This window comes from Phyllobacterium ifriqiyense, assembly GCF_030817885.1.
GTDB classification, from domain to species: Bacteria; Pseudomonadota; Alphaproteobacteria; order Rhizobiales; family Rhizobiaceae; genus Phyllobacterium; species Phyllobacterium ifriqiyense.
The window spans coordinates 1831815-1844878 of the sequence record NZ_JAUSZT010000003.1; the positions used below are offsets into that span (position 1 = coordinate 1831815).

At 53.9% G+C, this 13064-nt stretch carries 12 protein-coding genes; 8 read left to right on the top strand and 4 right to left on the bottom strand.

Annotated elements, in window-relative coordinates; genetic code table 11:
- The first annotated feature begins 43 nt into the window (after positions 1-43).
- Together QFZ34_RS16565 and QFZ34_RS16570 are read left to right on the top strand one after the other, a co-directional pair.
- A complete protein-coding gene (locus tag QFZ34_RS16565; RefSeq protein ID WP_115055204.1) occupies positions 44-1513 on the top strand; it encodes a M16 family metallopeptidase in 1470 nt (489 codons plus the stop codon).
- A complete protein-coding gene (locus tag QFZ34_RS16570; RefSeq protein WP_370878803.1) occupies positions 1510-2820 on the top strand; it encodes a M16 family metallopeptidase in 1311 nt (436 codons plus the stop codon). The genes QFZ34_RS16565 and QFZ34_RS16570 overlap by 4 nt, the downstream gene beginning before the upstream one ends.
- 2 nt (positions 2821-2822) lie before the next feature.
- On the opposite strand, the gene QFZ34_RS16575 is transcribed toward QFZ34_RS16570, so the two are convergent.
- Positions 2823-4655 (bottom strand): monovalent cation:proton antiporter-2 (CPA2) family protein, encoded by a 1833-nt coding sequence (locus QFZ34_RS16575; protein ID WP_115055202.1) that lies wholly within the window; start codon positions 4653-4655, stop codon positions 2823-2825.
- Between the two features lie 143 nt (positions 4656-4798).
- Between QFZ34_RS16575 and QFZ34_RS16580 the strand changes: the two genes are divergently transcribed.
- Genes QFZ34_RS16580 through lpxK form a run of 6 tightly spaced genes read left to right on the top strand, consistent with a single transcriptional unit; the run spans position 4799 to position 10384 of the window.
- Positions 4799-6142: a TldD/PmbA family protein gene (locus QFZ34_RS16580; RefSeq protein WP_307283010.1), complete on the top strand. Its 1344-nt coding sequence runs from the start codon at positions 4799-4801 to the stop codon at positions 6140-6142.
- A complete protein-coding gene (locus QFZ34_RS16585) occupies positions 6129-6938 on the top strand; it encodes a 3'(2'),5'-bisphosphate nucleotidase CysQ (RefSeq protein ID WP_307283013.1) in 810 nt (269 codons plus the stop codon). The genes QFZ34_RS16580 and QFZ34_RS16585 overlap by 14 nt, the downstream gene beginning before the upstream one ends.
- Before the next feature lie 45 nt (positions 6939-6983).
- A complete protein-coding gene (locus QFZ34_RS16590) occupies positions 6984-7232 on the top strand; it encodes a DUF4170 domain-containing protein (protein WP_115055200.1) in 249 nt (82 codons plus the stop codon).
- A 43-nt stretch (positions 7233-7275) separates the two neighbouring features.
- A complete protein-coding gene (locus QFZ34_RS16595; protein WP_307286403.1) occupies positions 7276-8037 on the top strand; it encodes a lysophospholipid acyltransferase family protein in 762 nt (253 codons plus the stop codon).
- Positions 8034-9356, top strand: coding sequence for a lipid IV(A) 3-deoxy-D-manno-octulosonic acid transferase (waaA, locus tag QFZ34_RS16600; protein WP_307283019.1), 1323 nt, complete (start codon positions 8034-8036; stop codon positions 9354-9356). The genes QFZ34_RS16595 and waaA overlap by 4 nt, the downstream gene beginning before the upstream one ends.
- Positions 9353-10384 (top strand): tetraacyldisaccharide 4'-kinase, encoded by a 1032-nt coding sequence (gene lpxK, locus QFZ34_RS16605; RefSeq protein WP_307283021.1) that lies wholly within the window; start codon positions 9353-9355, stop codon positions 10382-10384. Before waaA ends, lpxK begins: the two co-directional genes overlap by 4 nt.
- On the opposite strand, the gene QFZ34_RS16610 is transcribed toward lpxK, so the two are convergent.
- The 3 genes from QFZ34_RS16610 to mutL all read right to left on the bottom strand — a co-directional run bounded on the left by QFZ34_RS16610 (position 10379) and on the right by mutL (position 13023).
- Complete coding sequence (locus QFZ34_RS16610) at positions 10379-10831, bottom strand: hypothetical protein (RefSeq protein WP_307283024.1); 453 nt, start codon at positions 10829-10831, stop codon at positions 10379-10381. The two genes, lpxK and QFZ34_RS16610, sit on opposite strands and share 6 nt — an antisense overlap.
- Entirely contained in the window at positions 10828-11064 is a 237-nt protein-coding gene (locus QFZ34_RS16615; protein WP_307283027.1) for a DUF2093 domain-containing protein, read from the bottom strand. Before QFZ34_RS16615 ends, QFZ34_RS16610 begins: the two co-directional genes overlap by 4 nt.
- A 96-nt stretch (positions 11065-11160) precedes the next feature.
- Positions 11161-13023, bottom strand: coding sequence for a DNA mismatch repair endonuclease MutL (mutL, locus tag QFZ34_RS16620; protein WP_307286406.1), 1863 nt, complete (start codon positions 13021-13023; stop codon positions 11161-11163).
- Between the last annotated feature and the right edge of the window lie 41 nt (positions 13024-13064).

The window sequence follows — 13064 nt, forward strand, 5'->3', positions numbered from 1 at the left end:
TCCATCATTGCAGTGTCTGCAAAACAGAATTGGATTGATCTGAATGCTTCTTGCTCAAGGCCGCCTTGTTGCGGCATTTGTCTTGTCGGGCGTCGTTTTCGCCTCGTTTTCAACCCTTCCAGTGCGAGCGGAAACAAAGACTGCAACATTGGTTGCAGCTAACGCCTCGATCAAGAATGATGTCAGCTCGTTCCATCTCGAAAATGGGCTGGAAGTTGTTGTTATTCCCGACCACCGTGCTCCCGTTGTCACGCACATGCTGTGGTATCATGTCGGATCTGCCGACGAGGAGCCCGGAAAATCTGGTATTGCCCACTTCTTTGAGCATTTGATGTTCAAGGCGACCAAGACCTATCCGGCCGGTGAGTTCTCGCGCAAGGTTGCCGAGATTGGCGGACAGGAAAACGCGTTCACATCCTACGATTATACGGCCTTCTACCAGCAGCTCGCTCCACAGGCGCTGGAAATGGCTATGACCTATGAAGCTGACCGGATGGAAAATCTCATCCTGAACGATGAAGTGGTCAAGACGGAACGGGATGTCGTTTTGGAAGAGCGCCGATCGCGTGTTGACAGCAATCCGTCTTCATTGCTCTCGGAAGAAGTGAATGCCACGCTTTATCAGAACCATCCATATCGGATGCCGGTAATCGGCTGGCTGCATGAGATGGAGAAGCTCAATCTGACAGATGCTCTGGCCTTCTATCAAAAATATTACACACCCAATAATGCGACGCTTGTTGTATCTGGTGACGTAGACAGCGCTACCGTTAAGGCACTTGCGGAAAAGACCTATGGCAAGGTTCCACGGCGGGCAGAGCCCGGCAAGCGCGAGCGTCCGCAGGAACCGGAACAGAATACCAAACGTACGGTTTCGCTGGCCGACCCGCGTGTTTCTCAACCCAGCTTCCAGAAGATGTGGCTTGCTCCATCCTATACCAATGCAAAGCCCGGCGAAGCAGAGGCACTTGATCTGCTCAGCGAAATTCTTGGTGGCTCTGCGCGCAGCCGTATCTACCAGACACTGGTAGTCAAGGATGGCTCAGCGGCAAGCGCTGGCGCATATTATCAGGGCTCTTCGCTCGATGATGGCAGTTTTGGCGTTTATGGATCGCCCCGTGGCGATGCCACATTAAAAGATGTCGAAAATGGCATCGATGCGCAGGTTGCCAGGATTATCAAGGATGGCGTTACTGAAGACGAACTGGAAAAAGCCAGAAACCGCTTTTTGAAAAGCGTTATTTTCGCGCGAGACAGTCAAACCGGTATGGCTCGCATTTACGGCTCGACACTATCTACAGGCCAAACCATCAAAGATATCGAAGAGTGGCCGGATCGCATAAAGGCGGTGAAAGTTCAGGATATCCAGGACGTGGCCAAGCGATATCTCGTCGATAGCCGTTCAGTCACGAGCTATCTGATGCCGGAAGCGGGCACGCCCGATAAAAAAACTGAAAACCAGACGCAGAATGCAGGCGAGGGTGAAGCACCAGCGCAGGGAGTTGTCCAATGAGTGCATCCATCATGAAGCGATTTGCCGCTGCGGTTGTGCTCGCCGCCATTACCATCGCGCCTGCCTATGCCGTCGAAATCAAGGAGGTAGTATCGCCCAAAGGCATTCGGGCATGGCTGGTGCAGGACGATTTCGTCCCGCTCATCTCCATGCGCTTTTCGTTCAAAGGCGGTTCTGCGCAAGACCCATCAGGTAAGGATGGGATAGCCAATCTGATGACCGGCCTTTTTGACGAAGGCGCGGGCGATCTGGATTCCGAAAAATTTCAGCAGCAGCTCGATGATGTCGGTGCTGAAATGAGTTTCAGCGCCGATGATGATGCGATCTCCGGCACAGTACGTATGCTTTCGGACAGACGTGATGCTGCTGTCGACTTGCTTGCTCTCGCTGTCAATAAGCCACGCTTCGATCAAGCTCCTATTGACCGTATTCGCCAGCAGGTTGTGGCTGGAATAAAGGCGTCCGAGCGCGATCCCAACACTATAGCAGGGCGCAAATTTGCTGAAGCCCTCTATGGTTCGCATCCCTATGGCCGTCAGTCGGAAGGTAAAGTGGAGACGCTGGGCACTATAACGCATGATGATCTTGCCACGTTCCACAAACGCAATTTTGCCCGCGATAATCTGATTGTTGCAGCGGTCGGCTCCATCAGCCCTGAGGATTTCGCTGCTTTGCTGGACAAGGTATTTGGCGATCTTCCTGAGAAGGCACAGCTTGAACCCGTCAGCGACGCAAAGCTGGGCTTGGATCGAACCACGCGGGTGGATTATGTCTTGCCCCAGACGTCAATCTCAATGGTTTATCCGGGCGTCCGCCGTCAGGATCCGGACTTTTTTCCGGTTTTCATCATGAACCACATTCTGGGTGGCGGCACATTCTCTTCACGTATCTACAATGAAGTTCGTGAAAAGCGTGGCCTTGCCTATTCCGCGGGTTCGACCCTTGCGACCAAAGACCATATGTCCGCGCTGATAATCTCGACCGCGACACGTGCTGATCGGTCTAATGAGACTTTGCAAATTCTGAAAGATGAAGTTGCGCGCATGGCCAAGGATGGGCCGACAGAAGAAGAACTGGTTGAGGCGAAGAAGTATCTGGTTGGCTCTTATGCCGTAAACAATCTGGATTCATCGTCAGCGGTGGCCAGCACTCTTGTTGGTTTGCAGGATCAAAAGCTTGGTCGTGATTATATCGACAGACGCGCTGATCTTATCAACTCTGTAACGCTTGAGCAGGTCAAGGCTGCGGCACAAAAACTGCTTTTGACGAGCCCTGCCGTGTTGATCGTCGGGCCGCCGCAATCCTGAGTTTATTCAGCCGGCGTTGGCACAGGTTTGGCGTCGATCTCCTCGTCCGGAACTGTGTCTATACGTTGAGCCTCACGTGTTGGCTTGACCAAAGGCTCGGGTGTTACCGGTCGCGTAAGAAGAAGATCATTACCTGCAGACAGGCCTTCTGCCGCCTGCAGGTGTAGCCTGTCCTCATCGCGTTGGCGAATGTCCTGCACTATTTCGTAGGCGAGATCTTCGCTAACGCCGAGTTCCTCGAGCGCTCGCCGCCCGAACACCAGGCCGGATTCAAAGGTTTCACGCAGCTCATAGTGGACGCCGCGAGCGCGTAGCTTCAGCGTATGTACGCGATCGTAAGATCGTACAAAAAGCTTTATATCCGGATACTCGGCCTGAATCATTTCAACAATCTGGTTTGTCGTTTCTTTCTTATGCGTGGTGACTGCCACAATCTTGGCCCGTCTTATACCGGCAGCTTCCAGCACTTCCTTTCGGGTTCCATCGCCGAAATAGATGCGGAATCCGAATTTGCTCGCCGCGCGTATACGGTCGGCTGAGGCATCGATAACAGTAACGTCGCTGCCGCCCGCCAGAAGAATTTGCGCTGCAATCTGCCCATAGCGCGAGAAGCCGATCATCATGACGTCGGCACCAGCCCCGTCAAAGTCCTCGTCAATCTCATCCTTCTTGTTGTGATCGACCAGAAAACGATTCCCAAGGGCAACCGATAAAGGCATTGCCGCCATGGAAAGCGTTGTTACCGCAACGAGTTCTGAGGCAGCCGAACCGGTCATAAGGCCTGCGGCAGCTGCTGCCGAAAACAAGACGAAACCAAACTCACCGCCTTGTGGCAGGAAAAACGCGACACGGATCGCATCATTGTGATTGTTGCGGAATATCCGGGCGAGCAGGTAAACTACCAAAGCTTTGATTGCCATGAAAACCGGTACAGCCAAAAGAATTGCCTGCCAATTTTGCAAAATGACATCAAGGTCGAGAGACAGGCCGACAGCCATGAAGAAAAGGCCGAGGAACACGCCGCGAAAGGGTTCGATATCGGCTTCAAGCTCATGGCGATAGGAAGATTCAGCCAAGAGTACACCGGCAATGAATGCACCCATAGCCATTGATAGACCGGCAAATTGCATCAGCGTCGCCGCCCCCAGAACCACGAACAAGGCTGCTGCGATCATGACTTCGCGTGCGCCGGTATTGGCAATAAACCGGAAAAGTGGATTAAGCAGATAGCGACCAACGGCAATGATCGCTCCAACGCAGATAACGGCGATGAGAAATTTGCCCAGCGGATCTGCCTCATGCGTTGCTGAGCCCGGTGCAAGGACAGGCACCATGGCCAAAAGCGGGACGATTGCCAGGTCCTGAAACAGCAAAATTGCAAATGATGTCTGTCCGTGAGGCATGGTCGTTTCGCCGCGCTCTTCCAGAATCTGCATGGCAAAGGCTGTCGATGAGAGGGCAAGGCCAAATCCCGTGATCAAGGCGGCCTGCCAATTCATAAGGGCAAGCGCAACGATCAAGCCGGTCAAAAGAGCGCCGGTAACGATTACCTGCGCTGCGCCGAGACCAAAAATTGCATGTCGCAATGTCCAGAGACGAGATGGCTTGAGTTCAAGGCCGATGACGAAAAGCAGGAAAACCACGCCGAGTTCTGAAAAGTGAAGGACCTGTTCGCCATCCGTGATCAGATTGGCAAGGGGGCCTATCAGCAGCCCGGCGGCAAGGTAGCCAAGCACGGTCCCCAGACCGAGGCGCTTGAAAAGCGGGGCCGCAATAATCGCCCCTGCAAGAAGTGCAAGTGCCTGATAGTAGAGGTTGCCGCTCTGTGAAAGCATGTGCTCGTGATCCGGACCTTAAAAAATGTTGCGCGCGTTTGCCTTGATAGACCCTGATTTGCACCATATAGGGTGGAGTACATCGTCTGGCTTTGTCAGATAAGTCCTCGCATCCTCTCATGCAATCAACCTTAGAGATGAATATGGTCGAGCCGGTAAATTCCCGCGAATTTGTAGACAGTGCCACAGCGTTGGTAGAGGCCGCAAGGCGTGCTGGTGCTGATGCGGCAGATGCCGTTGTGGTGCGCTCCCGCTCGACTGGCGTTAACGTGCGGTTGGGCAAAGTGGAGTCGACCGAATCTTCGGAAAGTAACGAATTTTCGTTGCGGGTCTTTGTCGGCCGCAAGATCGCGAGCATTTCCGCAAATACGGGCTCTGATCCCAAGATTCTGGCTGAACGAGCTGTCGCAATGGCCAAGGTTTCGCCGGATGATGCCTACGAAGGATTAGCGGCAACAGAACAGCTCGTGCGCAATATTCGTGATCTTGAGCTCTACGATCCAACCAATGTCGATGCCGCACAATTGACTGAAGCTGCGCTTGCCGCAGAGGAAGCAGCGCTCAGCGTCGAAGGCGTTACCAATTCTGGCGGTGGCTCGGCATCTGCCGGCATGGGCGGGTTGGTTCTGGTCACTTCGGGAGGGTTTGCCGGGTATTATAATGGCTCACGTTTTTCACGTTCGGTGAGTGCTATCGCAGGCACTGGAACCGCGATGGAACGCGACTATGATTTCTCGTCGCGTATTTATTATGGTGAGCTGGAAGATGCTGCCGCTATCGGACGTTCCGCTGGCGCGCGCGCTGTCAAGCGGCTGAATGCACGTCAGGCGCAGACGGGGCGGGTCAATGTCGTCTACGATCCGCGCGTGGCGCGTGGCATTGCCTCGCATTTGGCGAGCGCCATCAACGGAGCATCGGTTGCCCGCAAAACCAGCTTTCTAAAAGATCGCATGGGAGAGAAAATTCTCAGCGACGCTGTTTATGTCTCTGATGATCCATTGCGGGTGCGGGGCTCTGGATCTCGCCCTTTCGACGGCGAAGGCCTTGAGGGCGTTCCATTGAACATGGTTGAAAATGGGGTGCTGAAGCACTGGTTGCTCTCCACGTCTACAGCCAAGGAATTGGGTTTGACCACGAACGGGCGCGGCACACGCTCGGGCTCGACTGTCGTGCCGTCATCTACCAATTTTGCTATCGAGCCTGGCGAAAAAACGCCGGACGAATTAATCCGCGCCGTTGGCACAGGGTTTTATGTCACGGAACTGTTTGGGCAGGGTGTTGACATGATAACTGGCCAATATAGCCGTGGCGCTAGCGGATACTGGATTGAAAACGGTGAGCTGTCTTACCCGGTAAGCGAGGTAACACTGGCATCGAATTTGAAAGAAATGTTCCTTAATTTAACGGTAGCCAATGATATTGATCGCAATTTCAGTGTTGCCAGCCCAACGCTCCTTATAGAAGGCATGACTCTTGCCGGAAAATGACCAAAACAGAGCAGATCTTGACCTGATTCGTGAGGCAGCAATAGGCGCTGGCCGCGTAGCCCTGTCCTTTTATGGGCAATCGCCCCAGATATGGCTCAAGACCGGTAATTCCCCTGTTACCGAAGCGGATCTTGCCGCGGATAAATATCTCAAGGATGTGCTGCTGACCGCACGGCCTGATTATGGCTGGATATCTGAAGAGACGCTTGATGAGCGTATAGATTCACCCAGGCAACGCTTTTTCGTTGTCGATCCAATAGATGGAACCCGTGCTTTCATCGAAGGTGTTGATGTTTGGTGCGTCAGTGTCGCCGTCATTGAGAATGGCCGTCCGGTGGCGGGCGTTCTTGAGTGTCCGGCTCGTCATGAGACGATAAGTGCCTTGCCGGGTGAGGGCGCTGATCAGAACGGCAGTCCCATCCATGCCCAGGCGGAAAGCCGGCCATTCAAAGTTGCTGCGCCGGGAGGATTTCTCAATAAGCTGCCGGAATCATTTCTTGGCTCTATTGAACGCGCCCCTCATATAGCGTCGCTTGCCTATAGGCTGGCGATGGTAGCGCGGGGCGACCTTGCTGGGACCTTCGTAAGACCGAACTCCCATGATTGGGATCTGGCGGCTGCCGATCTCATTTTGTCTGAAGCGGGCGGCAATGTCTTGACAGCAAAAGGCAAAGCACTCACCTACGGTCTGCGCAATACTCAAAGAGGCGATTACCGGCACGGCGCTTTGGTTGCGGCAAGTGGTCTACTAATGGATAACATGCTGAACATTGTAGCGGACACTGCCTTCGGTTAAACAGACTGACATCTTCCAATCTGGCAAATCATCTGGATAATAATTATGAGCGAAGAAACTTCGGATACAAAACAACTGCTGCATCTGGTTTTCGGCGGGGAGCTTAAGAAGTTAGGCGGCGTCGAGTTCCGCGATCTCGACAATCTCGATATTGTCGGAATTTATCCGAACTTCGAAACCGCACAGCGCGCCTGGAAATCCAAGGCACAGCAAACAGTCGATAATGCGCATATGCGTTATTTCATCGTCCATATGCACAAGCTGCTTGATCCGGTAACGGGCAAATCAGGTTGATCGTGTGACACGACAAAACGATGAAATGCCGACCAGCGAAATTATGGTAGCTTCCAAATCTTCGCCTAAGAAGAAAAACGGGTTGCTGAAGCGGTTCTGGCGTTCTGTCCGTGGTCCTTTGGCAAATTCGCCGGTTGTGCGGACGATGATAGTTTGGCTTATTACCCAGTTTTTCCGGCTGGTGAATGCTACAAATCCTCGGCTCGCCGGTTCGTCTGATGTCGAAGATATGAAGCGTGGCGGCGAACCTTTTATTGCGGTTGCATGGCACGGCCAGCATTTGATGGCGCCGTTTCTCATGCCCCGCAATGTCCGGTTTGTTGCAATGTTTTCGCGCAGCAAGGATGCCGAATTGAACGCGCGCGTCGCTGAAAGTTTCGGTGTTGAGATCATTCGCGGTTCAGGCGGTAGGGACCGCGCAAAGGGGGCTGAAAAAGGCGGTGCACGTGCATTGCTTGCCCTAAAAAAGGCATTGAAGGATGGCAAGACTGCTGCAATGATTGCTGATATCCCCCATGGTACGCCTCGCCAATCAGGCATAGGCGTTATTCTGCTTGCAAAATTATCGGGCCGTCCAATTCTCCCCATTTGCTACTTGACCTCGCGACGGAAAGTTCTTGAAAAGAGTTGGGATAAGACAACCGTTCCATTGCCTTTCGGCAAGTCAGGACTGATTGTCGGAGATCCGATTTTCGTTCCCCAGGATGCTGATGATGCCATGCTTGAAGCTAAGCGCGTTGAACTGACGGACAGCCTGAATGCGAATACGCTTCGCGTTCACACACTGGTGGATGGCGCGATATGAGTGAGAAGTGGGCCAGATTGGCACTCAGCACCTACCGGTGGGCGGGTGCTATAATTTTCCCCGTAGTGGGAGCCTATGTTGCTTTCCGTGCGAGCAAAGGCAAGGAAGAGCGCGGTCGTCAAGGCGAGCGCTATGGTGTTGCCAGCGTGGCTCGACCCTCTGGACCATTGGTCTGGGTTCATGCCGCCAGCGTTGGCGAAACATCGGCTGTCACGCCATTGGTCGAAGCAATCGTCGAAATGGGCATCCATGTCGTCTTGACCACCGGCACGGTGACTTCGGCGAAAATGGTTCAGGATCGTCTTGGGGATCGTGTCATTCACCAGTATGTGCCACTTGATCTCAAGCCTGCGGTTGATCGTTTCCTGACCCACTGGCAGCCTGATCTTGCGGTAATATGCGAGTCTGAAATATGGCCGATGACGATCCTCGAGCTTGGAACAAGGCGTGTGCCGCAGGTTCTCGTTAATGGACGCCTGTCGGACCGTTCCTTCGCGGCGTGGAACAAGCGTGCATCGATCGCAGAGGCGTTGTTTGAAAATCTCGCTCACGTTGTCGCGCAGTCAGATGTTGATGGTGAGCGGTTCCGTACGCTTGGCGCACGACCGGTGACAGTATCAGGCAATTTGAAGGTTGATACGGCCGTTCCGCCGGTGGACAATTCGCAATTGGTCGCACTTCAAAAGATGATCGGCCCGCGCAAGACATGGGCTGCCATCTCTACGCATCAGGGCGAAGAGGAAATCGTCGCTCAGGTGCATCAGATGCTCAAGGCCCGGCATCGCGACTTACTGACGATCATGGTGCCCCGGCATCCGGATCGCGCTGCTGAGGTAGCAGCTCTGATAGAAACGATGGGAATGAAGGTTGCATTGCGCAGCCGCAATGATCCGATCGATGCGGACACCGATATATTCATAGGCGATACAATCGGCGATATGGGTCTTTATCTGCGGATGGCAGAGATTGCCTTCGTTGGCCGCTCTCTGACTGCGCAAGGTGGCCAAAATCCTCTTGAACCGGCTATGCTGAAATCGGCCATTCTCTCGGGTCGCAATGTGCAGAATTTCCGTGACTCCTATCAACGCTTGATCAAAAATGGCGCTGCCAAACTTGTACGCGACAAGGATATGCTGGCAGGGGCGGTAAACTACCTGTTCAACAATCCGGCAGAACGGCAGATTATGATTGATGCGGGGCTGAAGACAGTCGAGGACATGCGCGGATCACTGTCGCGAACCATGACAGCCCTTGAGCCCTATTTGCAGCCTTTGGTGCTGCAGGCTCGACTTTCCAATCGCGAAAGCGCTTGGAAATGACGTCAGAAGCGCCTCCATTCTGGTGGGAAAAGCCGGATTGGCGCGCGCGAGCCTTGAGTCCTCTTGCCAACATATACGGCGCAGTTGCCGGTCGCCGTCTTCGGCGCGCCAAGCCGCCATCCGTCTCTGTTCCGGTGTTATGCGTCGGTAATTTTACTGTTGGCGGTGCGGGCAAGACACCAACATCGATTGCTCTGGCCAAAGTAGCGACCTCAATGGGCCTGAAGCCAGGAATTGTATCGCGTGGCTATGGCGGTGCATTTTCCGGCTTGCACAAAGTCGACCCGGATAAAGACAGCGCGCGCCATGTTGGCGATGAGCCGATTCTGCTGGCGCGTCATGCACCCGTTGTCGTGTGCGCCGACCGCGTGGCTGGCGCGAAAGCGCTTATCGCGTCGGGTTGTGATTTCATCATCATGGATGATGGTTTTCAGAGTGCCCGCCTGCATTTTGACTATGCGCTTATGGTGGTCGATGCGGGCCGGGGAATTGGCAACGGGAAAGTCCTGCCCGCCGGGCCGCTACGAGCACCGCTCACGGACCAATTGGTCCGAACCGATGCCTTGCTCAGAATAGGCACTGCCAGCGGTGCCGACCAGCTTGTTCGCAGCGCTGCGAGGGCGGCAAAACCGATTTATGAGTCTGTGCTTCAACCACAAAACATTGCGCAGATAAAGCAGGGGCGCTTATTGGCTTTTGCTGGCATCGGCGATCCGTCCAAGTTTTTCAGGACCTTGCACGAAGCCGGACTAGATGTGGCACAGACCAAATCCTTTCCAGATCACCATCCCTATACGGATGAGGACGCTGCTGATTTGATGAAGGACGCAGCCAAAGAGCAACTTACCTTGATCACGACCGCAAAGGATCATGTCAGATTGTTTGACGGAAGTGCTGTGACCAAGGAATTGGCGACGCAAACGCTCGTTCTGGATGTGGAACTTGTTTTCAGCCATCCGCAAACCGCGCATAATATTGTTCGCGATACAAGGGAACGCGCTAAGGCGCGCATCCTTAAAACTCTATAGATAGTTGCGCGTTCTGACCCTTGGCGGTGCTTCTCTTACGGGTATGTCGAGATTACGTCCGGTCGTTTGACTATATTGTCGATCATTGGTGAACGTTACCCTGCCATATTGGCGCATTTCAACGGCAAGCGAAACGCGGGGAGCGGCATGACTCGCGGGAATCTCGATCTCATAGGCAATCGGGAAATAGCCATTGCGATTCAGGGTAAAGCTTGTCGCACCGATCTTTGGCATAGACCCTGTTACGCCACCTGTCGCATCATAAGCCGTTATGAAAACAACGGTGCTTGCACCAAGCCGGGCATAAGGCGGTCCCTGCAAATAACCGCGAATAGTCTTGGTTGGTCCGCTATAGGTCGGCGGCTCCTTGCTGGTGGCACAACCGCTAATGGCAAGGCCAATGCCGATGAGCGAAAGCAGGAGGGTTCGACGATTATACACGTTCAAGCCTTGTTCCTTTGACGCAGGTCAGGATTTTCCTGCAACTCCCGATTGAAAGAAGTATGTGCGTCCACATAGGGCTCCTGCCGCGCGACGCTCCAGTACCTCAATTCATCAATAGCAATCTTTTCCCCAGTGACGGCGCACAAGACATAGGCCCCCGGAGACAGGACTTGAAAGTCACCGTCTAGATAGCGAATTTTGGCTTCGCGAGAGCCGGGGCCTTCAAATCGGTTCATTGCATTTGTTCCAGTTCGTTCATTTACCGCTATTTACGGCTTTGCGACTTTCGCGGTCAAGGTCTGCCTGAATGGTTTCATAGAATGGAAAACGCTTTAGCGCCGGCCAAACAGCCGTTCAATATCCGTCAACTTCAGTTCAATATAGGTCGGGCGTCCGTGGTTGCACGTACCTGAACCCGGCGTTGCCTCCATTTGACGAAGTAACGCATTCATCTCGTCGGGCTTAAGCCGCCGTCCAGCCCTGACTGAACCGTGACACGCCATGGTAGCAGCCACGTGGTCGAGTATGGCTTTCAAGCCATCCGACGTGTCGTGTTCTGCAATCTCATCTGCAAGGTCTCGCACCAGCTTTTGCGTATCGATCTCGCCCAGCATGGAGGGGGTTTCGCGAACGGCGACAGCACCAGGGCCGAAAGCTTCCAGACCAAGCCCGAAGCGTTGCAGCGTTTCAGCATGGGCAACAAGCCGCCCCACATCTTCCTCGGGAAGATCGACAATCTCCGGGATAAGCAGCATCTGCGCTGCCAAAGGACGTGAGTGCAGAGCATTTTTTAAAGCCTCATAGACAAGGCGTTCATGCGCTGCATGCTGGTCAACAATAACGAGGCTGTCGTCAGTTTGTGAGACGATATAATTTGCGTGAACCTGTGCCCGGGCAGCGCCGAGCGGCATGGCAAGCAATTCTGGCGGAGCACTGATCGTGCTGGCGCGGGCATCAGCGCTTAGAGCGGCAGCGCCATCATAGAGGAATTCCTGCACGGTTTCAGCAAACCCGTTGCCGTGACTTGAGGCGCTGGCGACACTCTCAAAAGGACGGAACGGCGATTGCTGCACCGAATAGTTCAGATTACCGGGAGAGACAGTTTCCTTGCCCCATATTGGCGCTGTTGAGCGAGGTTCGAATCCGCCGCCAGGTCGAAAAGAGTGCAGCATGGCTTCAGCACCCGTGGTCGCCGCCCGAATACCGGACTGCCCGAGCGCTTCCCGTATTGCTCCAACTATCAAGCCGCGAACAAGACCAGGATCGCGAAATCGCACATCGGCTTTTGCTGGGTGGACATTCACATCGACGAGTTCCGGATCGAGATTGAGGAAAAGAACGACAACGGGGTGACGGTCGCGCGACATTACATCTGCATAAGCTCCGCGAATTGCGCCCCATATCTGCTTGTCGCGAACCGGGCGACCATTCACATAGGCGAATTGATGAAGGCTGTTTGCGCGATTAAAAGCAGGAATACCGGCAAAACCACTTAACCGAACGCCATCGCGCATTGCATCAATGCCTATGGCATTTTCTGGAAACTCCTTGCCCAACACTTGCGAAATTCGCTCCAGCATCCCCTCTGAACCAACCCCCGTTGCGGCCATTTCAAATGGTGTCCGGTCACTCCCGGTCATGGAAAAGCGAATATGCGGAAAGGCGATGGCAACACGTTTGACCACATCGCTGATCGCAGAGGCTTCAGCGCGGTCCGTTTTCATGAATTTGAGGCGTGCGGGTGTGGAAAAGAAAAGATCCCGCACCTCCGCGATTGTTCCGCCGTTCATGCCCGTCGGGCGCGGGCCGTCCATGCGCCCGCCATTAACGGCGATCTCAAATCCAGAATCGGCATCGGCCACACGCGACTTTAGTGACAATCGCGAAATTGAACCAATAGAAGGAAGTGCTTCGCCGCGAAAACCAAGCGCTCTGATATCGTGCACATTATCGGTCAGTTTCGACGTGCAATGGCGAGAAACCGCCAATGAAAGTTCATCGGCGGGAATGCCAGAACCATTGTCAATTATGCGGATAAGGTTCTTTCCACCGCCCGCAGTGACAATATCAATGCGTGTTGCGCCGGCATCGATTGCATTCTCAACGAGTTCTTTCACCACGCTGGCTGGCCGCTCGATAACTTCGCCCGCCGCGATCTGATTGATGATTGTTTCGGTGAGATGTTTAATGGCCATTACACAGATATAGTGGATTCGGCTGCGTATCGAAATGCGCA